Source organism: Limosilactobacillus fermentum, assembly GCF_013394085.1.
In the GTDB taxonomy this organism is placed as follows: Bacteria; Bacillota; Bacilli; order Lactobacillales; family Lactobacillaceae; genus Limosilactobacillus; species Limosilactobacillus fermentum.
In genome coordinates, this window is sequence record NZ_CP040910.1 from 1,759,085 (window position 1) to 1,783,004 (window position 23,920).

22 protein-coding genes are annotated in these 23,920 nt (G+C 53.7%); 9 read left to right on the plus strand and 13 right to left on the minus strand.

Going from position 1 to position 23,920, the window contains the following annotated elements:
* Nucleotides 1–17: 17 nt before the first annotated feature.
* A complete protein-coding gene (locus tag FG166_RS08870) occupies nucleotides 18–554 on the minus strand; it encodes a TetR/AcrR family transcriptional regulator (RefSeq protein WP_024271724.1) in 537 nt (178 codons plus the stop codon).
* 225 nt (nucleotides 555–779) lie between these two features.
* On the opposite strand from FG166_RS08870, the gene FG166_RS08875 reads away from it, so the two are divergent.
* Complete coding sequence (locus FG166_RS08875) at nucleotides 780–1,823, plus strand: aldose epimerase family protein (protein WP_003681275.1); 1,044 nt, start codon at nucleotides 780–782, stop codon at nucleotides 1,821–1,823.
* A 252-nt stretch (nucleotides 1,824–2,075) separates the two neighbouring features.
* Here FG166_RS08875 and FG166_RS08880 read toward each other — a convergent pair whose 3' ends face one another.
* From FG166_RS08880 to FG166_RS08900, 5 genes are all read right to left on the minus strand, one after another.
* Nucleotides 2,076–2,993, minus strand: coding sequence for a DUF6681 family protein (locus FG166_RS08880; RefSeq protein WP_003681273.1), 918 nt, complete (start codon nucleotides 2,991–2,993; stop codon nucleotides 2,076–2,078).
* An 11-nt stretch (nucleotides 2,994–3,004) separates the two neighbouring features.
* Entirely contained in the window at nucleotides 3,005–3,466 is a 462-nt protein-coding gene (locus FG166_RS08885) for a hypothetical protein (protein WP_003681271.1), read from the minus strand.
* Nucleotides 3,467–3,566: 100 nt separating this feature from the next.
* Nucleotides 3,567–4,016: a Fur family transcriptional regulator gene (locus FG166_RS08890; RefSeq protein WP_003681269.1), complete on the minus strand. Its 450-nt coding sequence runs from the start codon at nucleotides 4,014–4,016 to the stop codon at nucleotides 3,567–3,569.
* 40 nt (nucleotides 4,017–4,056) lie between these two features.
* Nucleotides 4,057–4,641 carry a guanylate kinase gene (locus FG166_RS08895; RefSeq protein WP_003681268.1) on the minus strand — a complete coding sequence of 195 codons (585 nt, stop codon included), beginning with the start codon at nucleotides 4,639–4,641 and terminating at the stop codon, nucleotides 4,057–4,059.
* Complete coding sequence (locus FG166_RS08900) at nucleotides 4,641–5,057, minus strand: bis(5'-nucleosyl)-tetraphosphatase (RefSeq protein ID WP_035430691.1); 417 nt, start codon at nucleotides 5,055–5,057, stop codon at nucleotides 4,641–4,643. Before FG166_RS08900 ends, FG166_RS08895 begins: the two co-directional genes overlap by 1 nt.
* Nucleotides 5,058–5,157: 100 nt before the next feature.
* Between FG166_RS08900 and FG166_RS08905 the strand changes: the two genes are divergently transcribed.
* Nucleotides 5,158–6,546: an APC family permease gene (locus FG166_RS08905; RefSeq protein WP_003681266.1), complete on the plus strand. Its 1,389-nt coding sequence runs from the start codon at nucleotides 5,158–5,160 to the stop codon at nucleotides 6,544–6,546.
* A 486-nt stretch (nucleotides 6,547–7,032) separates the two neighbouring features.
* The gene (locus FG166_RS08910; RefSeq protein ID WP_014562675.1) at nucleotides 7,033–9,429 is read left to right on the plus strand and encodes a Xaa-Pro dipeptidyl-peptidase; all 2,397 of its coding nucleotides are present in this window, start codon (nucleotides 7,033–7,035) and stop codon (nucleotides 9,427–9,429) included.
* Nucleotides 9,430–9,621: 192 nt separating this feature from the next.
* Here FG166_RS08910 and FG166_RS08915 read toward each other — a convergent pair whose 3' ends face one another.
* Nucleotides 9,622–10,872 carry an RNA-guided endonuclease InsQ/TnpB family protein gene (locus FG166_RS08915; protein WP_178958872.1) on the minus strand — a complete coding sequence of 417 codons (1,251 nt, stop codon included), beginning with the start codon at nucleotides 10,870–10,872 and terminating at the stop codon, nucleotides 9,622–9,624.
* Nucleotides 10,873–10,945: 73 nt separating this feature from the next.
* On the opposite strand from FG166_RS08915, the gene tnpA reads away from it, so the two are divergent.
* The 4 genes from tnpA to FG166_RS08935 all read left to right on the plus strand — a co-directional run bounded on the left by tnpA (nucleotide 10,946) and on the right by FG166_RS08935 (nucleotide 15,146).
* Nucleotides 10,946–11,401, plus strand: a complete 456-nt coding sequence (gene tnpA / locus FG166_RS08920) for an IS200/IS605 family transposase (protein WP_137876780.1) — start codon at nucleotides 10,946–10,948, stop codon at nucleotides 11,399–11,401.
* A 114-nt stretch (nucleotides 11,402–11,515) separates the two neighbouring features.
* Complete coding sequence (locus tag FG166_RS08925; RefSeq protein ID WP_024501211.1) at nucleotides 11,516–12,427, plus strand: proline-specific peptidase family protein; 912 nt, start codon at nucleotides 11,516–11,518, stop codon at nucleotides 12,425–12,427.
* A gap of 21 nt (nucleotides 12,428–12,448) precedes the next feature.
* Nucleotides 12,449–13,087, plus strand: coding sequence for an HAD family hydrolase (locus tag FG166_RS08930; RefSeq protein WP_003681263.1), 639 nt, complete (start codon nucleotides 12,449–12,451; stop codon nucleotides 13,085–13,087).
* Nucleotides 13,088–13,409: 322 nt separating this feature from the next.
* Nucleotides 13,410–15,146, plus strand: a complete 1,737-nt coding sequence (locus FG166_RS08935) for a DUF2325 domain-containing protein (RefSeq protein ID WP_003681261.1) — start codon at nucleotides 13,410–13,412, stop codon at nucleotides 15,144–15,146.
* 227 nt (nucleotides 15,147–15,373) lie between these two features.
* Here FG166_RS08935 and nrdF read toward each other — a convergent pair whose 3' ends face one another.
* The 4 genes from nrdF to FG166_RS08955 are packed head-to-tail and all read right to left on the minus strand — an operon-like array spanning nucleotide 15,374 to nucleotide 19,888.
* Nucleotides 15,374–16,324, minus strand: coding sequence for a class 1b ribonucleoside-diphosphate reductase subunit beta (gene nrdF / locus FG166_RS08940; protein WP_003681260.1), 951 nt, complete (start codon nucleotides 16,322–16,324; stop codon nucleotides 15,374–15,376).
* A 9-nt stretch (nucleotides 16,325–16,333) separates the two neighbouring features.
* The gene (locus FG166_RS08945; RefSeq protein WP_003681259.1) at nucleotides 16,334–17,254 is read right to left on the minus strand and encodes a ribonucleotide-diphosphate reductase subunit beta; all 921 of its coding nucleotides are present in this window, start codon (nucleotides 17,252–17,254) and stop codon (nucleotides 16,334–16,336) included.
* 10 nt (nucleotides 17,255–17,264) lie between these two features.
* Entirely contained in the window at nucleotides 17,265–19,430 is a 2,166-nt protein-coding gene (gene nrdE, locus FG166_RS08950) for a class 1b ribonucleoside-diphosphate reductase subunit alpha (RefSeq protein ID WP_003681258.1), read from the minus strand.
* Nucleotides 19,427–19,888, minus strand: a complete 462-nt coding sequence (locus FG166_RS08955) for a class Ib ribonucleoside-diphosphate reductase assembly flavoprotein NrdI (RefSeq protein ID WP_003681257.1) — start codon at nucleotides 19,886–19,888, stop codon at nucleotides 19,427–19,429. Before FG166_RS08955 ends, nrdE begins: the two co-directional genes overlap by 4 nt.
* A 353-nt stretch (nucleotides 19,889–20,241) precedes the next feature.
* Here FG166_RS08955 and FG166_RS08960 point away from each other — a divergent pair, with 353 nt between their 5' ends.
* Together FG166_RS08960 and FG166_RS08965 are read left to right on the plus strand one after the other, a co-directional pair.
* A complete protein-coding gene (locus FG166_RS08960; RefSeq protein ID WP_003681256.1) occupies nucleotides 20,242–20,841 on the plus strand; it encodes a L,D-transpeptidase in 600 nt (199 codons plus the stop codon).
* The gene (locus FG166_RS08965) at nucleotides 20,834–20,977 is read left to right on the plus strand and encodes a hypothetical protein (protein WP_003681255.1); all 144 of its coding nucleotides are present in this window, start codon (nucleotides 20,834–20,836) and stop codon (nucleotides 20,975–20,977) included. The genes FG166_RS08960 and FG166_RS08965 overlap by 8 nt, the downstream gene beginning before the upstream one ends.
* A 218-nt stretch (nucleotides 20,978–21,195) precedes the next feature.
* On the opposite strand, the gene FG166_RS08970 is transcribed toward FG166_RS08965, so the two are convergent.
* Nucleotides 21,196–22,269 (minus strand): DHHA1 domain-containing protein, encoded by a 1,074-nt coding sequence (locus FG166_RS08970; RefSeq protein WP_035430690.1) that lies wholly within the window; start codon nucleotides 22,267–22,269, stop codon nucleotides 21,196–21,198.
* 90 nt (nucleotides 22,270–22,359) lie between these two features.
* Nucleotides 22,360–23,904, minus strand: coding sequence for a ribosomal protection-like ABC-F family protein (gene abc-f, locus FG166_RS08975; protein ID WP_003681253.1), 1,545 nt, complete (start codon nucleotides 23,902–23,904; stop codon nucleotides 22,360–22,362).
* Nucleotides 23,905–23,920: the final 16 nt, after the last annotated feature.

A 23,920-nucleotide genomic window follows, 5' to 3' on the forward strand; every position in this document is an offset into this window, starting at 1 on the left:
TTGATTTTGGTTTGAAACTATTGGACCAGGGCGTGCACCGACCGCTTGATGAAGGTGACGACCTCTGCTTTCGGGACGTGGTAGTTGTTTTCTTGCCACCAGTAAAAGGCGCCCATGATTGCCCCGCTCAAGACGTAGGCCAGCATTTCCGGGTTCTCCGCCTTCTTGAGGGCGACCACGATCGTATTTTGGCTCGGCGTCTGGCGCCGGGCCAGTAAGATCTCGGCAATCATCCGGATCAACTCGGCCGAAAAGGAACTCCGCATCCCCCCGTTGGCCAGGTTGGAAAACATAGCCCGGTTGGCTTCGATTTGGCTGACTAAGGCTTCGATCAGGTCGTCTTCGGTGGCGGTTTGGTCAACAATCCGCTCCACCCAGGCCCCTAAGGCTTGCTCGAGTAGGTCGTACTTATCATGAAAGTAGCGGTAAAAGCTGCTCCGGTGCAGGAGGGCCTCGTCGCAAATCTGATCGACGGTGATCCTTTCAAATGAGGTGGTCAGCAGTAGGTTCATCAAGGCGACTTCAAAGTCCCGCACGGTTCGGTTGGCTTTCATTTCCCGGTCCTCCATTCCAAACTAACGCCCCACATTATAGAGTGGGACACCGATCTCTAACAGGTTGATTTTAGGATTTTTGATTTATTATAAGACAAATGTCACAAATTGTTCCAAAGTTAGTTTTAGTAAAGTTTTACGAAAAACAGCCGCACGCGCCCTTAGCTATGCTACAATAGGGAACGTGGAAAACGCTTACTAATTCATCAAGGAGATGTTTTTGATATGCAAATTACGACTTCAACCTTTGGTACTTGGCAGGGCCAAGACGTCATTAAGTACACGATGGAAAACGATAACGGCGTTCAAGTTAGCGTCTTGAACCTGGCCGCTTTGCTGCAGGCCTACGCCGTTCCAACGAAGGACGGCGGCCACAAGAACCTGGTGCTGTCCTCCGACACGGTGGCCGGCTTCATGGACAACGGTCTGTGCTTAAACAAGTCGATTGGCCGGGTGGCTAACCGAATCGGCGGCGGCCACTTCTTTATCGATGGCAAAGAGTACCAAGTTGAACAAAATGAGGGGAACAACAACATCCACGGGGGTTCCCACGGGTTTAAGGACCAAATTTGGGACGCCGTGACCGACCAAGTCGACGACCAACTTCAAGTGATCTTCACCAAGACCTTCACCGAGGAAATGGACACCTTCCCGGGGACCGAAAACGCCAGGATCGTCTACACCCTCCACAAGGACAACAGTTTGACGATCGACTTCTTCGCTTCTAGCGATCAACCAACCCTGTTTAACCCGACCAACCACACCTACTGGAACATCAGCGACGACGACACGATCGAAAACATCAAGCTGACCTTAAACTCCAAACACCACCTGGCCGTGGACGAAGGTAAGATCCCGACCGGCGAAAAGCTGGTTAACGAGGGCACCCCGTACGACTTCGCCACTGCTACCCGGATGGGCGACGCCTTGGCCCAAATGAAGGCCCAAACCGTTGAGGGCGGCTTTGACGACTACTTCGTGGTGGAACCAAGCAATACCCTGGACCACATGCCGGTCGCCATCATGAACGACCCGGCTACCGGGCGTGAAGTTAAGATCTACTCCGACCGTAACGCCATGATCATGTACACGGCCAACGGCTTGGACAATGACGTCAAGGACCTCGACCACCCCGCTCAACCGTGGATGGCCATGGCCCTGGAAGGTCAAACCCTCCCCGACGCCATTAACAACCCGGCCTTTGGCGACACGGTCCTGCGCCCGGGTAAGCCTCAACACTACCAACTGCAGTACGTGGTGAAGTACTAAGGTGGAAGTGCGACCAACCTTCTCGACGGGCCGTATGACTAAGCTTGGGTGAAGGTTGATGCGGTACGCATCGTTCTTCAGCCTGCTTAGGCACTAGGCACGTGGTTGGAAGCACGTTATGGAAGTGCGGACCAGCCATTGGCAGGCCGTGGGCTAAGCTAGGGCAAATGGTTGGCGCCCCAGGCGGCGTTCTTTGCCCGTACTTAGCCACCAATCAAAAAAAGCACCCCGCGGGGTGCTTTTTTTGATTGGTTAATGGCGGCGCCGGGCCCGTTCCCGGGCCCCCAGCGGCTGGGTTGGTGCGCCCGTCGTGGTTGAACTATCAGTTTGACCCTGGCGGTCCCGGTAGGCCACTTGGGCAACCAGGCCAAAGTCGCCATCGGTCAGGATCGTTGAACCCCGCCGACCCGGGATCTTGCGTGGCCCCCCGGTGACGTAGAGGCTGGCCAAGTAGAGGTCAAACTGGTCGTGGGCGGTGTGAACGTCGGTCAAGCCGACCCGCTTGATGTGGCCGACCGGCCGTTTTTCCATCTGGTTTAGCCCCATGTAAATCTCCAAGCGGTGGCCCAAAGGATCGTGAACCAGTTCAAAGTAAGGTGGCTGCTGGCCAACGTTTAAGGCGTCGACCGGCTGGCCGGTTTCTTGGTACTGGGTGATAATCCCGTCGTCGTCCAGGCCGTTGTAGTCGGCGAGTAGGACCCCTTCTGCGACTAGGTGGTCGACCACCTTGCGGAGGTTTTCTTGCTCGCGGGAATCGATTTCGACCTCGGCTTGGATCACGTCTTCACCAGTGAATAACCCGTTGGACGCCCCCATTGCTTGCTTTTGCAGGGCGGCCAGCTTTTCGAGCCGCTGACGCTCCTTTTCTTCGGGGGTCTCACGCGTCGTCCCGGTCAACTTAGATAGCCAAGGCGACAGGAAGTCAAAACGCGAGGTTTTTCCCAGGAAATAATAAACGGCGTTCAAGTAGAGGTAGTAAGTTACCCCCACCACGGCCAAGAAGTACAAAAAGCCCCGCAGCCAGGACTGGTTCTTTAGGAGCATGAAGGTGACGTAGATCAGGTACAGGTCACCAAAAAAGGCCAGGCCCACGTAAATCCGGTTTTTAATCTTGACGCTGAGGTTAAAGTAACCCAGCGACCCATTGATCATGTCCAGTAATGAAAACATGGCGCCCCTCCTTAGTTAGTGGTTGTCGTGGTGGTTCCCGCCGTGTTATTGGTGGTCGCCCCCGTTGTGGTGTTATTGTTCTTGGTGTTGTTGGTTGACGACGAAGAATTGGGGGTGTTGGTGGTTCCCGTGCTCTTAGTGGACGAGCTAGTGGTGCTCCCGCCGTCATTAGCCGTCGTGTCGTTATTATTGGTGGTCGTGTTGTTAGTCGTGTTGGTCTTGTTAGCCGACGAAGAATCGGTCGTGTTCCCCGGCGTTTGACTACTATCCTTATCACTGCCGTCATCGCTCGGCTTGCTTGCGCTATTGGCTGGCCCGGAGTTCGTTGACGTCGAGCGGGAACCCGAAGAAACTACCACCGCTCCGTTATTGGTGTTGGTCGTCTTGTTGACCACCACGTTGGTCGCCCCCAAGGCGAGGACCACCGACACCAGGGCAAACGGTGTAATAAATGGTGGTGTGTTTAATGGCATTTCGTTCTCATCCCCCTTTTTAGCATTACAAATTAGCATTACAAATTATACACTAGCCGGCGATTCGTAACGTTTAAAAGATTCTTATATTCCCGTGAATTTATTTTGACCCGGCTTCCTTAGCGCACTGGGCGCAAAGACCGTAGAGCTCAAAGGAGTGGCCGGTGATTTGGACCCCCGGCAACTGTTGTTCATAAAAATTGGTCGGCCACTTAGGCATCTGAATCTCTTGGACCCGGCCGCACTTTTGACAGATAAAGTGGTGGTGGTGCTGGTGGGCCCCGTCCTCACAAGAAAACTTCACCGCCTTGCAGTTGCTCCGCTGGGTGATTTCCACCAGGCCAATTTCCTCAAATTCCTCGAGGTTGCGGTAGATCGTGTTGTGGGAGATCCCGGGGTACATGTCCCGCATCAAGCGGTCCACCATTGTGATGTCTAGGTAGTGGTCCGGCTGGTGAACCAGCAAATCAATCAGGGAGCGGCGTTGCTTGGTTAAACGCAACTGGTGATTTTTGATGATCGTTTCGGCTTGGGTAATGAGTTTATCCACGGTTATCCCACCTTTTTTAGTAATGATTACGTTTTTGAAACTAGCTTGATTGTACCACCCCGGGGGCGACCTGGGCGACTAATGCGTCCAGGCTTTGCGTGGTCTGGGCCCAGTCGTCATTGACGATCACGTGGGCAATCCCCTTCAAGTAGTCCGGTAGCGATTGATCGCGGCGGTACTCGTTAGACGTCAGGCGTGACTTCACGGCATCCAACTGGTCGCCCCGCTCCTTGATTCGCTTGGCTAGGGTTTGCGGATTGCTAACGGTCAAAAAGATCACCACCGCTTGGTCCCCCAGGGCCTGGTGGTAGGTCAAAGCGCCGGCGGTATCCAAGACGATCACGTCGGCCGGGTGCTTGGCCCAGCCGGCCTCTAGCCCCTCGTAAGAAGAGCCGTAGAGGTGGCCATCGTACTCGACCCGTTCCAGCAAGTGGCGGTCCTTAATTGACGTGGGGCTTTCAAAGTAGTAATCGACTCCATCAACTTCACCCGGCCGCGGGGCACGGGTGGTGTGGGTGATCACCTTAGCCATTTGGTAGGTATCCTTTAGGTACTTGGCCACGGTTGTCTTGCCGCTCCCGGCCGCCCCGGTGATCACAAAGACGGGCTTAGTTGTTCCCGCCATTATGCTTCCTCCAGGTGAGCGTTGACCTGGTCAAGCAGGTCCTTTAAGTTATCGTAGGTCAGCCTTTGCCGCGCCGTTTGGTAATCAAACCAGCCGGCGTTTTTAATTTCTTCGGCCTGCAAGTGGAGGCCGGCCGCTTGATCAAAGTCGGCTAAGTACAGGGTCATCTGCTTGCGGTTACCGTTGGGCAGGTCGTATTCGGTGTAAACCGAAAAGCTGGTGTCGACGGCGACTTGGAGGCTGATTTCCTCCTTAATTTCGCGGGTCGTCGTTTCGACTAGGCTTTCGCCCGCTTCCACGTGTCCCTTGGGAAAACCCCAGAAGTTGCCCTTGTTCATGCTTTGTAAGAGAAGGTACTCGATTCCTGCTTGGCCATGCCGGTAAACGACGGCGCCGGCGGTTACTTCAATTGCCACAAAACTCACCTCATTAAAATTTAATTGACTTTTAATAATATGTTCTCTATCATGTTTAAGTAGACTTTATCATAAATTATAGCAAAGGTGGTTAGCGATTATGAGTCTGAAGATAATGCGAAAGGAGAGCCTTCAAACCTATTTGGGGGCCGACCAAAAGTTCGTGAAGTCACTGACTGCCTTCGACCTGATGACCCTCGGGATCGGGGCAGTGATCGGGACCGGGATCTTTATCCTTCCCGGCACGGTAGCAGCCAATGATGCCGGGCCGGGGGTGACCCTGTCCTTTTTAATGGCCGCCATCGTCTGTGCGTTGGCAGCCATGTGTTACGCCGAATTCTCCTCGGCCCTTCCGGTTGCCGGGAGTGCCTACTCTTACGGTAACGTTGTGTTTGGGGAGTTCATCGGTTGGGTTTTGGGCTGGGCCTTGATTTTGGAATACATGTTGGCGGTCGCCTCGGTATCAACCGGGTGGGCGGCCTACTTTAATTCCCTACTCGCCTCGTTTGGGATTAACATCCCGACCGCCCTTTCTGGGCCCTTTGATCCGGCCCACGGTACCTACATCAACATCGTCGCCGTGGCCATCGTCTTGATCGTCACCCTGATCTTATCGCGGGGGATGCGGTCTTCGATGCGGATCAACAACGTCGCCGTGATGATCAAGATCTTGATTATCCTGGTCTTCATCGGGGTCGGGTTGTTCTTCATCAAGCCGGCCAACTACCACCCCTTCTTACCATTTAAGATGGGTGGGGTGATGCACGGGGCGACGACCGTCTTCTTCGCCTTCCTGGGCTTTGACGCCATTTCTTCCTCGGCCGCCGAAGTTAAGAACCCTAAGAAGAACATGCCACTGGGGATCATCGGCACCTTGGTAATCGCCACGATCCTTTACATGGGGGTCTCCGTGGTCTTAACCGGGATGGTTCCGTACACCAAGTTAGACGTTGCCAACCCGGTCGCCTTTGCCTTAAAGGCCGTTAACCAGGGTTGGATCGCCGACCTCTTATCGATTGGGGCCTTGGTCGGGATGTTCACCATGATGGTGACGATGACCTACTCCTCCTCACGACTGGTTTACTCCATCGGGCGTGACGGGCTCTTGCCAAAGTTCTTGAGCAAGCTTGATGAACACAGTTCCACGCCACAAGCCGCCCTTTGGATCGTGGCCGTCATCATCGCCGCCATGGGGGGACTGATTTCCTTAGACCAACTGACTAGCTTGGTTAACATTGGGACCCTGCTGGCCTTCACCTTCGTTTCCTTTGGGATCATCCCGCTGCGCAAGCGCAAGGACATCGGGAACAAGGGGGGCTTCCAAGTGCCGTGGTTCCCAGTCTTACCAATCCTGTCTGGGATCGCCTGCTTGGTTATGATCGCCCTCTTGTCGGTTCAAACCTTTATTGGCGCCGGCATCTGGTTTGTGATTGGGATTATTCTTTACTTTAGCTACGGTTACCGCCACAGCAAGTTGGCGCATGATTAAATAGTTAAGTGCTCCCCATAATAGCTAGATAATACTAACGAACACAGCAAGAGAGCCTGAGAGGAAACGCGATTTTCTCTCAGGCTCTTGTTGTATCTTCAGAAGATTAGACAGATAACGTGCTCCCCAACCGCAGGCCTAGTGGCTAAGTCCGGGCAAAGAACACCACCTAGGCGGCAACCCTTGCCCTAGCTTAGTCATACGGCCTGTCAAGGAGGTTGGTCGCACTTCCTAAGATAACGTGCTCCCCAACCGCAGGCCTAGTGGCTAAGTCCGGCCACAGAACACCGCGTTCCGCGATAACCTGTGTCCTATCCTTAGCCCACGGCCTGCTTGATAGGTTGGGTCGCACTTCCATATTACGCAAATCTAAACATTTGCCCTGTCTTGTTTTTGCTCCTCACCCGCTACACGGCTAACTTGCCACTTCTCGCTGTTGATTGCGTTATAATGATACAAATTGCCAATTTTGAAAGGGTGTTCATTGTGAAAGTCAACCAATTCTCACTGATTCAAACCGACGACGCCACCCGCCGTCACGAATTAAAGGCCCTCCACCTGCTAATGGACGGCGACGAAAACCTCTCGGCCAGCCAGCTCCTGTTGGCCCTCCTTTTGCGAACCCACCTGGAAACCACCAGTGACGCCGGCCGGGCCGCCTGGTTAAAGAGCCTCCTGGCCACGCCAACCACCAACGCCTACGACTGGTTTAAAGAAGACGAGCAACCAACCGACGCCGTGTTCTACCTGCTGGCCCTCCAGCTGCTCGACTTTGAAGTCGCCGTCGACTTCCCGCTCGAATACCCCCTGCTGGGGATCAAGCGTAGCAACCTTCCCCACCACTACCACGAGGAATGGGACCAAGCAGCGGTGATCGATTCCTTCTACCTGCTCTTGTTGACCCGGACCAAAAACGGGATCAGCCTGCTCGACAAGCTGACCAGCCAGGGGATGCTCACCTGGACCTACCACCTGCCGGCCAGCCAAAAGCCGATCTTTTTCAACGGTAAACCAGTCGCCTCCTTTAACCCCCACCGCTTCATCCACGAGGTCGTTTACGTCCAAACCGACCTCGACACCGACTTCGATGGGAAGGCCGACCTAGTTAAGGCCGAGGTAATCCGCCCGGCTGATTCCAACCAGGGGCTCAAGGTCCCGGTTCTCTTTACCGCGAGTCCGTACAACCAGGGCACCAACGACGAGTGGGGCGAAAAGATCACCCACGACGTTAACGTGCCCCTCACCCACAAGGATCCTGACGCCGACAGCCCGGCCGAAGCAACCTTCCCGACTCCCGCCCAGCACCGCGACATCCAGGGAGTCGGGCCGGCGAGCGAAAGCTTTGCGGCCACCCCGTCATACACCTTAAACGACTACCTGGCCACCCGTGGCTACGCCGTCGTTTACTCGGCCGGAATCGGGACCAAGGACTCCGACGGCCTGCAGACCTGTGGCTCGCCGGAACAAACCGAGGCGATGAAGGCGGTCGTCGAGTGGCTTCACGGCGACCGGGTGGCCTTTAGCGACCGAACCAGCAACCAGAGCGTGGTCGCCGACTGGTCCAACGGACACGTGGCGATGACCGGGCGTTCCTACCTGGGAACCTTGGCGACGGCGGTCGCCACCACCGGGGTCGCGGGGCTCGATGCGATCATTTCAGAAGCCGCCATCTCCTCTTGGTACGACTACTACCGCGAGGGCGGCCTGGTGGTGGCCCCGGGCGGCTTCCAGGGCGAAGACGCCGACGTCTTAGCGGCCGAAACCTTCAGCCGCACCAAGTCCGCCGCCGACTACCAACACATCGAAAGCACCAACCAAAAGTACCTCCAGCAAATGACCGCCGCCCAAGACCGGGCAAGTGGTAACTACAACGACTTTTGGGCCCGGCGCAATTACCACCCCCACTTCTCCGGCATTAAGGCGGCCGTGATGATGGTCCACGGCCTAAACGACACCAACGTCAAGCCGGTCCACGTTAAGGCCTTAGACGACTACTTAAAGGCGGCCGACCACCCGGCCCACCTGATCCTTCACCAGGGTCAACACATCTACATCAATGCCTTTGCCTCCCTGGACTTTAGCGAAATGGTTAACCTGTGGCTGGCCGATAAGCTGTGGGGTGTCAAAAACGACGCCGATCAAGTCTTACCGCGGGTGCTCTTCGAAGACAACCGCCAAGAAGACAACTGGCAAGTCGCTCAGGCATGGGACGGCCGGATGAACTTTACCTACCACGTGGCCGACCACCAACTGGTGAAGGGCGCTGCTACTTCAGCCAGCCCCATCACCTTTAACGACCACCAAGCAGACGCCACCTACCAAGACTGGTGCGCCCACCCGGCCAAGTGGCAAACCGCCCTGTTAAACGACGACGGCCAGTTTTCGGCCCACTTTGCCACCGAGGTAATGGCCGGCGACCTGGTTTTACGCGGTACCCCGCAGCTGACCGTTGACGTGGCCACCAACCTCGACCACGGCCTCTTATCGGCGTACCTAGTTGACCGCGGGACCGCTCGGCGCTTGACCAAGAACCCGGTCCTGTTGGGCAAAAACGCCATTCCGCTGGGCTACCAATGGAAGTACGATGACCTGCGCGAGTTCAAGTTGGAAAAGGAGCCGAGCGACTACCACGTCATCTCCTACGGCCACCTTAACCTGCAAAACCGCCACAGCCTCGCCAAACCGGACGACTACCAACCAAACCAAACCGTCACCCTAACCCTGCCCTTACAGCCGGTCTACCACCACTTAGAGGACGGCCACCAGCTGGAGTTAATCCTCTTTGCCACCGACTACTTGATGACGGTGCGGGGCAACGAAAAGGCCACCTACACGATCGACCCGGCCACGGTCGAACTCCGACTCCCAGCCGACTTTGCCTAGCGACCGTTTTCAACTGCGTCAACCACCACTGACTAAAGTCAGTGGCTTGTGAGCCGAATATCATCACGGATTTCGAACCACAATTTGCGTAGATAGGGACAACTTATTTGACCAACTGAAATTGTAATCAAACAGCGGTCGTCTAATTACCAACGCCTTTTATGTCCCCAGGTTGCCATAGGGACAGATAAGCTAGGCTAGTTTAGCTATTCCCTTATCAAGAATGTTTTTAGCTGCGTTCCAGTCACGAATATGGTGAATACCACAGTTAGGACAAGTCCAGTTTCTATCATCTAATGTTAGTTTGTCCGTCCCATTAGTGCCCATTACAAAGCCACAATCGCGACATGTTTGGGTAGTATTTCTTGGGTTGATTGTGATAAATTGACGCCCATAAAGCTTTGCTTTATAAGCCAACATGCCAAGAAATGTTCGCCAGCCAACGTCAGAAATACTAAGTGCCAAAGCATGATTTTTAAGCAAATTCTTGCTACGCAACTCCTCGGCTACTACTAAATCGTGGTTCTTGATTAATGCGGTAGAAATTTGTTGGAGAAAATTATGCCTTTGGTTCATTACCTTGGCATGGAGTTTAGCGACTAACAAGCGCTGTTTTTGATAATTTTTACTATCTCGTAAAGAACGATGTTCTTTTTTTGCACGTTGTTGCCGTCTAGATAAAATGCGCTGTTCTTTGGCTAATTTGCCTTTAATAGTGCGGTAATATCGTGGATTAGGAACTATGTTGCCTTCACTGTCGGTTAAGAAGTTATCAGTATTAAGATCAATTCCAACATGTCCATGAGTAGCTTTGGACACTTTAACAAAAGATTCATCTGAAGCTAACTGCATTGATAAAAAGAAGCGATCCGCTGAATCTTTAGTCAACGTCACGGTACCAATTCTAGTCTCGCATATTCTTTTCAAAAGCCGTGCTTGCGAACCGGCAACACGTAACAGTCCTATTTTAGGTACTTTGACATGACTATTATCTAGAAAACAGACTGTACCGTTAGTTAGCAACGCAGTTTTTTGCCCCGGGTATTGACAATTGGTTTGATACCGCCAGTGATAACTCTTTCGATGAAATTTGGGAACGCCAGTGGCGTGAACCTTCCGAAAAGCATTCCAAGCTTTTCGATAGTTCTGAATGGCATTAGCTTTCGTCAAACTATCAATTCGTTTATCTTCTAAGAATTGATAGTGATTAGACATTTGCTTAGCGTTTTGGCGCATAGTTAGTTGCTTAATACGATCCTGAACTATGTCAATCGGTAGCTTAACTCTGCGAAGCTGCATCAGTTCCTTATTGATCGCAACCATTTCGTTATAGATAAAGCGACTAGCGTCACTGTTGATTTTAATCAACTGCTTTTGTTGGTCACTAGGATAGCAGCGCATTTTTAGGCCATAATGATATTCCATTTTTGCCATTGACTTCATTTGATTTCACCTCCTTTATTGACATGATAACATTATATCATGATGTCAATGTATTAACAAAGGAGAGCATATTATGACTAAAGAAAAAATCAAAGATGCCATTTATACTCGTCGTTATATCTATAATTTCCATTATCATTTGATCTGGGTAACTAAGTATCGCAATCAGACTTTTACAACCGAGGTCTTATCTAACGAAATGAAAGCTATCTTGCAGCAAGTTGCAGATGACAATGACATCGTAATCGAAAAGATGGAAGTCATGCCGGATCACATTCATATGCTGATCAGTTTTCCGCCAAGCAAAGCTCCGGCTAGTGCCATTAAGGCGCTCAAAGGACGTAGTGCCTATATTTTTTTACAGAATCATCCAGAAATACGATGTAGCCAATATTGGGGCGGTCATCTTTGGTCGCCGAGTTACTATATGAGTACATTGGGCAATATGAGCAAAGAAGTTGTCGAGAAATATATCAATAACCAAAAATATACAGAAACAAACAAAAAGCCCCATAAAGGGGCTCAATAGTGGCCTATCCATCCCATGACTAAAGTCACGGGATTTCCGGCTAATATTAATTAAAATTTGCGGTACAATGGAAACCGTTAGTTGATGACGCAAAGAGAATGGGAGTTGAAAATTTTGAAACAAGGCACAACGATTTTGACGCTTGATAACGGCTACCACCTGTGGACCAACACCCAAGGGGAAGGTACCATCCACCTCTTGGCCCTGCACGGTGGCCCCGGTGGTAACCACGAATACTGGGAAGACACGGCGGCCCAACTGCAAAAGCAGGGCTTAAATGTCCAGGTCCACATGTACGACCAACTGGGCTCCCTGTACTCCGACCAACCGGACTACCAAAACCCGGCGATCGCCGACAAGTACTTGACCTACGAATACTTCTTGGATGAAGTCGAAGAAGTCCGCCAAAAGCTAGGCATCGACAACTTCTACTTGATCGGCCAAAGCTGGGGTGGGCTCTTAGTCCAAGAGTACGCGGTTAAGTACGGCGACCACTTGAAGGGAGCCATCATCTCCTCCATGGTTGACGAAATCGACGAATACGTTGCCCACGTTAACCAATGCCGCGAAGAAGTCCTGCCGGCCGAAGAAGTCGTCTTCATGAAGAAGTGCGAAGAAAACAACGACTACGACAACGACCGCTACCAACAAGACGTCCAGGTCTTAAACGAAAACTTCGTTGACCGTAAGCAACCGTCCCGCCTGTACCACGTCAAGGATTTGGGCGGTACCGCCGTTTATAACGCCTTCCAAGGGGACAACGAATTCGTCATTACCGGTAAGCTCAAGGACTGGCACTTCCGCGACCAATTACCAAAGATCACCGTGCCAACCCTGTTAACCTTTGGGGAACACGAAACGATGCCACTGCAAACGGCCGAAACGATGGCCAGCCTGATTCCAAACTCCAAGCTGGTCACCACGCCAAACGGTGGCCACCACCACATGATCGACAACCCGGATGTCTACTACAAGCACCTGGCCGACTTCATTCGCCAGGTCGAAGCGGGCACCTTTAACAAGTAAACACCATTTGGGGGAACAGCAATGAAAAACTTCATCTTCGACGTTGACGGCACCCTGATCAACACCTACGAAATGTACATGCCGGCCATGATTGACGTCTTGGCCAAGTACGGTTACACCTACTCGCCAGAAGAGGCCGAACGCATGAAGCACGACCTCTTTGGAATCACCGGTAAGGACGCCCTGGTCATCTCCCAGATCCCGGAAGACCAGCACGAGGCAATTTTAGCCGACTGGTTCAAGCTCTCTTACGAACGCGAGGACCGGACGACGATCTTCCCGGGCGTAGAAGACACGCTGGCCAAGTTAGCCAACCGGCCGGGAACGTCCCTAGCCGTGGCGACTTCTAAGTTAGGCGCCGAATACCAAGAACACATCGCCGCTAAGTTTGCCTTTGCCAAGAACTTCAAGACGGCGGTCACCTTTGATGACGTCAAACACGGTAAGCCGGCCCCGGACATGATCCAAGTCGCCTTAAAGCGCCTGGGTAACACCGACTTAAGCGAAGCCGTTTACGTCGGTGACACGGTTAACGACCTGCTAGCCGCCCACGCCGCCGGGATCAAGTTTGCCGCCGCTTTGTACGGCTCCGGCGATAAGGATAAGCTGGCCGACGCCGACTTCATGCTGACTTCCCCTGAACAGTTGTTGGATTTATAAAAAGAAGTGCGACCCAACCGTAAAGCAGGCCGTAGGCTAAGGATAGGACGGGGGTTGACGCCCTCCCTGGCGTCGTTCTCCGGCCAGACTTAGCCACTAGGCCTGCGGTTGGGGAGCACGTTATCTCTGTAACATTCAAAAAGGTTGAGAGCCGTTACCTGCTCCCAGCCTTTTTGTTTTCACTAGGTTGGGGAGCACTTCCCTTTTCATCACCCCCAAAGTCCGGTAAGATAGAAGGTACGAAACTATTGATTAATTTTTCGTTTGATTAGCCGTGCATTGGGGATATACGCCGGTTAATCAAACCACGGGAGGATTTAAAATGTACGATTACCGCCAGGACTTACAAACCGTCCTGAACAGCTTTGGGAGCCAAGCCCCCGAGCTAACCAACGGACCAGCCGCCTTGCGCGCGCTGGCGAACCTGATTGAACAAACACTCACGAAAACTACCGCAGACGCTAGTGCTCCGGCAACAGAAACGGTCGCCACGCCACCGGAGGCTAACGTTACCCCAGTTGAGGAGGACCAGCCAGAAGCGGCGCCGGAACCAGTTGCCGTGACGCCGGAACCAGAGGCCACCCCAGCCCCATCGTTAAACCAACCCACGGGTCAAGACGACCTTGAACCAGTCAAATACAGTGGCGAACAGTTCAGCGCCCACCAAACCATCAAAAACCTGATCCTGGATTTTGACGGCTGCCTAAACCAGCTGGTCAAAGATCCCCTGGCCACGGTGGACTTTGATCCGGTGGAAAAACGGCTCACCGCCCTAATTGACGACCTGAGCAAAGAAGACCAGGAAGCCCTGGCCGGCGAACTAGGCCTGGCTAAGAGCCATTTAAAGCGGCTCAAAAAGGTGACCGCCAGCCTGCACGGCGCCATCACCAACTTGGTCAAGGAGCAGGCACCAACGGCGGAGCCAACAGACGCGCCGGAAGTTAAGGAAGCCACCCCAGCTAAAACGGACAACACCGCAGTTAACGAGGCGCCGGTAAGCCCAGCGCCAGCCAAGCCTGCCTCAACGGCGCCAGCGACTCCTTCACCGGCCGCCAAGTCCGCCCCGGCAGAACCCAGCTTTGCGGAACTGTTTGCCGCTTCAGTCGCCAAAGAGGAACGCCAGGCGGCTAAGCGACCACGCTTAAAGGCCCACCACTACCTCGTACGGCGGCAACTGAATGGGGCCATGCTGATGGACGCCGATCACCAAGATATCGAACACATCACCGAACCGCTTGTCCGCCAGTTTGGCATTCAACACGGTGACGAAGTGGTCGCCACACCCGGCCACCGCGACGGCACCCTACTAATCAAGAAGGTGGTGGGGCACGCTAAGGACGTGCCGGCTTCTACCATTGCCACCTTCGGGTACGGGAAGGTCGAAAAGCTGGGTCCGGGCCAACTGGTCGTCCGCCAAAACGTTAGCGGCGCTCCCCTCGTCATCAATGGCCAACAGACGAGTTACCAAGTGGAAACGCTTAGTATCGAACGGATGGAGATCAACGAAGGCTCCATCGTTGAACTAGCCTGGTACACGGGGCAACCCGCCGACGTTAACCCCTTTGAACCCCACATCCGTTGGCACTACCCGGTCGAAGCTAGTGCCAAGCCAACGATCGCCAGTCAAATCCGGCAGGCAAAACCGGCGCCAAAACAAGTTGCCAAGCCCAAACCAGCGGCCAAGCCGACTTACGACCTGGACCTGAAGGGGAAAAAGGTCGCCATCATCGTGGGGCGCGGGCAAAACCACGTCCTCTTTGAACGGATCGTCAAGCGTTACAACGGTAAGCCACGGATTGTGGATAGCTTTATTCCCAAAAAGCGCCTGATGGAACGCCAACTTAAGGGCGTCGACCTGATTGTGATGATCGCCGCCTACAGCAAGCACGCCACCTCCTGGTCGGCCGCCGAGATTGCCAAGAAGTACGACCTGCCGTTTACCAATACCTCCTCATTTTCCGTCCAGTCCTTTGAACGGGCCCTCTACCGGGCGGCGATGGGGATGCGGGCCTACGAACCGGGTGGTACCGATCAGGCAGACTACCGGTTAAGTAAATAAGAAGTACGACCCAACCTCCTCGACAGGCTGTATGACTAAGGATAGGACGCAGGTTAGCGCGTCAGCGATGTTCTGCGGCCAGACTTAGGTACTAGGCCTGTGGTTGGGAGCACGTTATCTGTGGAATAGGCAAAAATCAAATTAGGGATTGGGAAGGATTTCTCAACCCCAGTAACAAAAAAGCACCCCGTGGGGTGCTTTTTTGTTTATCGGTTGGGTCACACTTCCTAAAAATCATAATCCTCATCGGACATCGCCTCGGCGTTGCCCATCAAGTAGCCGGCCCCAACCTGGGAGAAGAAGTCATGGTTGGCCGTCTCCGTCGAGATCCCGTTCATCACGATCGGGTTAATGTCTTCAATGGCGGCGTGGTTAAAGATGGCGGCAAAGCCCATGTTGTTCATCGCCTTATTGGCGTTGTAGCGGACGAACTGTTTGACATCCTCGACCATCTGAATGGGAGCGTAAACGACCTCGGTAAAGGCGAACTCGTTTTCCAACAGGTCAGCTAAGAGGTCATCCATCCAGGCCCGGAAGCGGGTTTGCTCATCCGGGGTCAGTTCGGCAAAGGCCTGTTGGAACTTGTAACCCAGGTAGGTACCGTGGACCGATTCGTCTCTGATCACCAACTTGATGACCTCTGAAAGGTTGGCCAACTTGTTGTTACCCCGGTACCACAGCGGGGTGAAGAAGTTGGAATAATACAAGATCCCCTCCAAAAAGACCGAAGCAACCTTTTTTTCTAGGTTATTGCCATTTTGGTAAATCTCGTTAATGCGACGAACCTTGTATTGCATCCGCGGATCATTATTCATCCAGTGAAAGGTATCGTCAATCGTCTTTTGATCGTTTAAAGTGCTCAGGATCGTCCCGTAACTCTTGGCGTGGATCGATTCCATCATCAAGAAATCGTTGATCACGCCAACTTCCTTGCGGGTCCGGGCGTCCTCTCGCATCACGTTGACCCCCTCTTCTGACTGCAGGGTATCAAGCAAGGCCAAGCCCCCGACGACCTTATTGATGACCCCCTTTTCACTGTCGGTTAGGGTTCGCCAATCGCCGCGGTCGTTTGAAACCGGCACCCGGGTGTCCAGCCAGAACTGGGCGGTTGCCTTGTCCCAGACGTATTCGTCAAATTCGTCTTCTTCGACGTTCCAATTTACGCTTGTATAAGCCATTGTCTCCTCCTAAAAATCGTAATCGTCATCGCTCATGAACTCGGTGGCGTCGGCGTCTTTGATCGTTTCAACCACCACCGTTTCCTGAGCTTGATTTGCCAGTTGATCGATTTGGTGGGCTACCGGGCCACTTTCGGCTGGTTGTTCACCCAGGCCAAGGGCCACTAAGAGCATCCGCCACTGGAAGTCAACCAAGTCGTTAGCCGCCCCGGCGTCTTCTAACAGGGCCTCGTTTTGCTGGTGGGCGAGCTTGATTAACGATTGGGCACCCTTCGTTAGTTGCGCTACCAGGGCCTCTTGTTTCGCAAAGGGCAGCTCAGCTATCCCCTGGCGGAATTTGTAAGCCAGGTAATCACGAAAGATCAGGTTCCCGGTCAAAATATTTTTCAGCATTTGGTTAGTTTGGGCCAGGGCCGGCTGGGTCAGGACCGCCCAGTCAAAACCGGCACACAGGACCGTGTCGGCGATCAAAAAGAGGCCGCGGCGCATTAGGTCGTCTCCTTCAATTCCCTTCGTTAAGTCGATCAGCGCCGCTTGAAGAGGTGCCTGACCGTCAGCCCAAGCGTAATAAGCAGCGGTGGTTTCTTCATCGGTCAAGCGGCGGAAGATCGTCGTCACCGCCTTGGTGTGGACCGACTCCATGAAGGTGATCAAGTTTAAGACCGCCTCTTCTTGTTGGGTCCGCCGTCCCGCCCGTAGGCTCGGCGCCCCCAGTTCGGACTGGAAGGCGCTCAAGAGGGCCCGGCCGGCTAGGGCGTGCCCCACTTGGGCTTGTTGCTGCGCCGTCAGGGCGTGCCAGCTAGGTTGATCGTCGGTAATCGGCACCCGGGTGTCCAACCAGAAGTTATTGGTTAACTTTAACCAGGTGGCTTGGTCGACCTGGTCTTCTTGTTCGTCCCAGTTAATTGCCTTGTAGTACAAGTAATCCATTGCTTCCTCCTTAAATCATGCAGGATTCACACTCGTTGGCGGTGTGAATTTCGTCGTCGGTGGTAAAGGTCCGAATGTAGTACAGCGACTTGATCCCCTTGGTCCAGGCATAGTTACGCAGCCGGTTTAGGTCGCGCGTCGTCATCTTGGGTTGGTCAGGCTTTTTCCACTCGTACAGGCCGGTCGGCAAGGTCGAGCGCATAAACAGGGTTAGGCTCATCCCCTGGTCGACGTGTTTTTGGGCCACGGCGTAGGTGTCAATGATCTTGCGCTGGTCGAGGTCGTAAGCCGGCGTGTAATAAGGCAAAGTCTCGTTGGAAAGATACGGGGCGGGATAAAAGAGTGCACCGACCTTGTTTTCCTGGCGCTGTTCCACCAGTTGGGTGATCGGCGTCAGCGAGGCTGAAGTTTCGTTAACGTAAGAAATCGAGCCATTCGGCGCCACCGCCAGCCGGTTACGGTGGTACAAGCCATCCGTTTGCACCGCTTCTTTTAAGGCTTGCCAGTCGGCCGTCGTCGGCAGGTGAACGCCTGAAAAAGCAGCCCGGTTCTTTTCAAACTTAAGGGTGAAGGGCTTAGTCACGTAGTCGTCAAAGTAAGAACCATCGGCGTAACGCGAGTCTTTAAAACCCGCGAAGGTCTCGCCCCGTTCCTTAGCAATCTGGTGGCTGGCCAGAAGCGAGTAGTAATTCAGGGCTAAGAAGTAGGCCTCGGTAAACTCGAGTGCCTCCGGGGAGCCGTACTCAATCTGCCGGCGGGCCAGGGCGGTGTGGAGGCCCATCGCCCCCAGGCCGATCGTGTGGTAGAGGCGGTTGCCCTTAGCAATGCTAGGGACCTCCTCAATGTTGGTGGTGTCAGTGACGTTGGTCAGCGCCCGCACCGCCACTTCAACGGCACGGCCAAAGTCCGGGGCCTGCAGCATGTTATCGATGTTGGTCGAGCCCAGGTTGCAAGAAATATCGGTGCCGACCGTTTCGTAAGACAGGTCGGACGTCAAAGTCGACGGTTCCTGGGGCTGGAGGATCTCGCTGCAGAGGTTGGACATGATGATCTTACCGGCGACCGGGTTGTCCCGATTGGCGTGATCGATGTTTAAGATGTAGGGGTAGCCCGATTCCTGTTGGAGGCGGGAAATCTTTTGCTCCAGCTCGCGGGCTGAAATCGCCGTCTTCTTGATCCGCGGGTTGGCCACCAGGCGGTCGTACTCCTTGGTCAAATCAACGTAGGAAAAGGGGGTCTTGAGTTCCCGCTCGACGTCGTAGGGGCTAAATAAATACATTGGGGCGTTGGACTTGAGCAACTGGTAGTACTTGTCTGGCACCACCAGGCCCAAGGAGAGGGTCTTGACCCGGATCTTTTCGTCGGCATTTTCCTTTTTGGTCTCCAAAAAGGCCATGATATCAGGGTGAAAGACGTTTAAATAAACCACCCCGGCGCCGTTACGTTGCCCCAGCTGGTTGGAATAAGAAAAGGCGTCCTCTAACAACTTCATCACCGGCAGGACCCCAGACGAGGCGTTTTCGATCTTCTTAATCGGGTCACCAGCCGCCCGCAAGTTCGACAAGTTGACGCCAACGCCGCCACCAATCCGGGACAGCTGGAGAGCCGAATTGAGCGCCCGACCAATCGATAGCATCGAGTCCTGGACGTCAATCAAAAAGCACGACACCATCTGGCCGCGCCGCTTCTTACCGGCGTTTAAAAAGGTGGGCGTCGCCGGCTGGTAGCGCTGATTAATCAACTCGTCGGTCAGGTCCTTGGCTAACTGTTGGTCGCCGCGGGCCAAGTAGAGGGCGTTGGCCACCACCCGGTCGTTATAGTCCTCCAGGAATCGCTTACCGTCGTTGGTCTTCATCGCGTACTGGGCGTAAAACTTGTAAGCCCCCATGAAGCTCTTAAAGCGGAAGTGGTGGGCGCGCACCCGGGCCTCTAATTGGTCAATGAATTCCGCCGGGTACTGGTCGAGAACCGCCCCGTCCAAGTAGTCGTCAGCGACCAGCTTCGCCCGCCGTTTTGCGGGGCTTTGAAAGCGAACCGTTTGGGGAATGATGTGGTCTTTAAAGTAGGCCTTTAAGGCGTCCTGATCGTAATGGACGGCAATTGAGCCATTTTCCGGGATGTTAACTAGATTGTTGTAGTAAAAATAGGATTGTGGATCCGTTCGTTCTTCCGTCATGCTTGTTCCTCCTCAAAGGCCTGGGACCGTTCCAGTAGCAGTTGGCCGATCCGGGTGATGTCGTTGTCGCTGCCCCGTAGTTCAAAGTCGGTCAGGTAGGGAAAACCGAACCGCTTGGCGTACTGCTTAGCCGTCAGGGCGAACTGGCGGTTAAAGTTACGGTTACCGCTGCCGATGATCCCGTAACAGCGGTGGTAGTTGCCTTCGTAGGCGAGGTAGTGGCCCAGCGCCGGTGATAGAATCTCGCTGTAGCCGTTATCGCGACCGTTGCCACCGTTTAAAAAGGCCGGCAAAATCGTCACGAAGGGCGCCGTCAGTTTTTGGCGGTCCGGTTTCTCACGGACGTTAATCGAATTCACCACCACCCCCAGGTCTTGGTAGTAGTCCGTTAAGCGCCGCACAAAATCTCGGGTGTTGCCACTCAACGAGATATACAAGATATTGATTTCTTTAGCCATTCATTGCACTCCAATCACAAGATGTTGTGGTTGTGATTGTACTAGATTTAGTTATTAATTAAAATTAGAATAATTTAATATTCTTCGTGATCAACCACTTTGTTCCCCACCGCTATTTCTGATTAACGGGGCCTCCCCTCTGCCCTTTCTTGACCCCCGTCACGGATCCGATGAGAAAAATTTAATTTAATACCGAACTCATCACCGTTCAGATTGTCACTTCGTTAACTAAGTGATCGACCGGTCGGGATTACGACTTGGTTAAACTTTGGTTACCATTACCTGGAAGGTGGTCACCGCTCGTGAAAGTGTGCTACAATCCAGCTATTAGTGAAAATCAAAGGAGGATCAGAATGCGGTCTTCATTAAAACGCGGCCTGCTCGCCGTTGCCCTCACCTTAGTCGTGGCGATCGGGTTTGCCAACCTCTTGGGTAACCACCGGGTCGATACCGCCAACGAAGCCAGCTCTTCAAGTACATCAGAAACTAGTTCGGTCATGCGGACACCAATTGACTGGCAAAAGTCATCGGAAACGGTCGCCTACCCGGACGTCAACGCCCACCCCGACCTATGGATCAAGGTTTCCAAGAAGAAACAGCGGGTTTACCTAATCGATAACGGCAAGATCTTATACACGATGTATTGCTCAACCGGGACCGGTAAAAACGATACGCCAACCGGGACTTATTACATCCAGGCTGAGCGGGGGACTTACTTTTACAGTCAACAGAGTGGTGAAGGGGCCCATTACTGGGTTTCCTGGTTAAACCACGGTGAGTATCTCTTCCACTCCGTCCCAACCGATGAATCCGGTAATTACAAACTTTCTGAAGCAAAACAACTCGGTAAAAAGGCTGCCTCCCACGGTTGCGTCCGTTTATCCGTGCCGGACGCCAAGTGGTTCTACGAAAACATCAAGGAAGGCACCAAGGTTGTGATCACCAATGATTAAAAAACTCGCCAAAGCCTTTGGCCTGCCCAGCTTGCTTTACTTACTGGGGGTGGGGCTTTATAACCTCTCCACCCACCAGACTGGTCTGGCCCCGATTTCTTGGGCGCTAGGCTGGCAGGTGTCTGGGTCGGGATGATCATTCTCTTGATTGGCTGGCCGTTGGTGCTATATTTTAGGCAAAAATAAATCCCCAGCTAAGGAAGAACTCCTTAACTGGGGATTTTGACTTCTATTACACAGATAACGTGTTCCCAACCACAGGCCTAGTGCCTAAGTACGGGCGGAGAACAGTGCGTGCCGCACTACCCCCCGTCCTAGCTTAGTCATACGACCTGTCGAGGAGGTTGGTCACACTCACTTCTTAAACAGTGCCGCCATCTTAGCCGCCAGCTCCGGGTCGAGGCTGTCGGCGAGGGTGGTTTCTTCTTCCTTGGCTTCTTCTGCTTGGTTGGCGATCTTTTCCTTGACGAAGTCGATCACCGCTTGCTCTCCGACTTGGATCAGGTTAACGTCCAAGCGGCCGCCTGCGGCATCGACGTGGCCACCACCGCGGAAGTACTGCTCGGCAAACTGAGCTACGTCGACCTTGCCGTTAGACCGCAGGGAAACACTGGTAGGGGCGACGACCATTGCCGCGTCGACCTCCGGGTTTTCCTCCATCAGCCGGTGGGCAATCTCGGACTTGTAGTCGCTAGCGTAGACGATCCCCCACTTGTGACCGGCGATTTCTTCGATCATCAGGTCCTTTAAGTGCCCCTTTAAGTAGTGGTCTCGGCGGTCATTCAGCGTCTGGACCAGCAGGTCGTTTTGCTGGCGGTACTGCTCCCAGCCCTGGGCAAAGACCTGCTCGACAAACTCGGCCGAGTGACTGAGCGGGTAGAACCAGAAGAGCTGGTCGAACTCGTCGGCGGCCACCCGGACCTCCTGGCTCATGTTCGGGTCGTTTTGCCAGTCCCAGGTATCGTAGGCCCGGATCAGCTCGATCAGGTAGGCCAAGTCGCGGCGCCGGTCAGCACTAAGCTGGTCAAACCGCGGCTGGGTGGTCAACCAGTCCCAAGCGAGGCTAGCCGCGCTCGGGTTAACGTCCGCATCTGCTTGGGTGACCACGTTAGCGGCGTGCTTCTGGCGGGCCTCGGCCTCGCTTTCGTGGTGGTCAAACATCAGCCAGTGATTGGCGAAGTTGGCGTTTAGTTCCTGGAAAGTGTGCTCGGAGTCCGGCGTCATGTCCATGATGTACACATCGGTGAAGCTACCGGCTTCCGGGCTGTGCAACCAGTGGTCAAAGTACTCGTCGATCCGGCCGGCACCGATGTTATCAATGTCAAAGGTCGTGTCCGGAAAAACGGTCTCCTGAACGGCTTGGAGCAGGTACGGCGCCCCAAAGCCATCCAAGTCGTTGTGGGAAAAAATCTTAATTCGTTCAGTCATCGTGGTCCCCCCCTTGTATAAGGCCATTATACCAAGGATTGGCGTGGCTGGTTCCTTGGCGGTTAAATTCTTGTTTAACAGTGCGCACCCCTATTTTTTAAGGCTTAATTTTTCGACGTTTAAGACCTTATCCAGCCAGCCGTTGGTAAAGGACTGCTCGTGGGAAACCAAAATTAAATTGCCCGGGAAATTTTGCAGGGCCCGCTTGAGCCCCTCCTTGGTTTCGTCGTCGAGGTGGTTAGTCGGCTCGTCTAGGATCAAGAAGTTGCTGGGCGTCAGCTCCAAGAGGGCCAGTTTGACCTTGGTCTGTTCCCCCCCGGACAAGAGGTTCATTGGCTTTTGGGCGTTGGCGGCGTTGATGCCGGCCTTGGCTAAGCGCTGGCGAATCGTCTTGGGTAACATGGTCGGGAACTGGTCTTGAATCGTTTGTAGGGGCGTCTTGGTTGGGTCATCCCAAATCAGGTCCTGGTCAAAGTAGCTAATCTTCGCCGACGGGGAGAAGGTACTGGTCCCTGATAGCGCCGGGATCTTACCCAAAATCGTCTTAATCAAGGTTGACTTACCGACCCCGTTAAAGCCGGAGAAGAGCAGCTTTTCGCCCCCGGTCATCGAAAAGGTAACCGGCGCCAAGAGTGGCTTGCCGTAACCAGCCTGGATGTTTTCGACCCGCAAGGCGTTGGCCGAACCGGTGTTTTCGTAAGGGAAGTTAAAGGAGGCCTTCAAGTTATCCTCCGGCGGGTCGATCCGGGTCATCCGGGCCAGCATCTTTTCACGCGACTTAGCCATCGTCGACTTGGAACCGGCCTTGTTCTTCCTGATGAAGTGTTCGGCCTTATCGATGACCTCCTGTTGTTTTTCGTACTCGCGCTCCTGGAGGGCCTTTTTCTCCTCTTTTTGGCGCATCGCCTGCTTAAAGCTGCCCCGGTACTTGGTAATCTTGCCAAAGGAGACGTCGACGATCGTGTTGGTGACCCGTTCCAAGAAGTCGTAGTCGTGGGAAATGATCATCGCCGCCCCGGCGAAGTCGTTTAAGTACTCGATCAACCACTCAATGTGGGCGGTATCTAGGTAGTTGGTCGGTTCGTCCAGAAGGATCACGTCCGGGTTTTCCAAGAGCATCTTGGCCAAAATAATCTTAGAGCGCTGCCCCCCGGACATCTCGGCAACCACGTGCTCCTTGCCCAGTTCGTTTAAGCCCAACCCGGCCATCACCCGCTCGATTTCGGTCTCCAGCCCGTAGAAATTATGGGCGTCGAGTTCTTCTTGCAAGCGCCCGGCCCGGGTCAAGAGCCGGTCGTCCATTTTCGTGGCGTAGTCTTGGTAGAGTTGGTTCATCTGGTCGTTGATGGCGTACAAGTCGGCAAAGGCGGTGTGCAAGAAGTCGATCAAGTTCATCCCGGCCGGAATGTCGACGTACTGGTCTAAATAGCCGATCTTGGTGTTTTTTTGCCACTGGACCCGCCCGGCGACCGGTAAGAGCTGGCCGATCAAGATCTTAATTAGAGTCGACTTGCCGGCCCCGTTTTGTCCGACCACCCCCATGTGTTCGCCGCGTTCCAATTGGAAGTTGGCGTCATCGTAGAGCTTTTTATCGGCGAAGCTCATCGTCAAACCGGACACGTCTAGTACTGCCATGAAAATCAATCCCCCG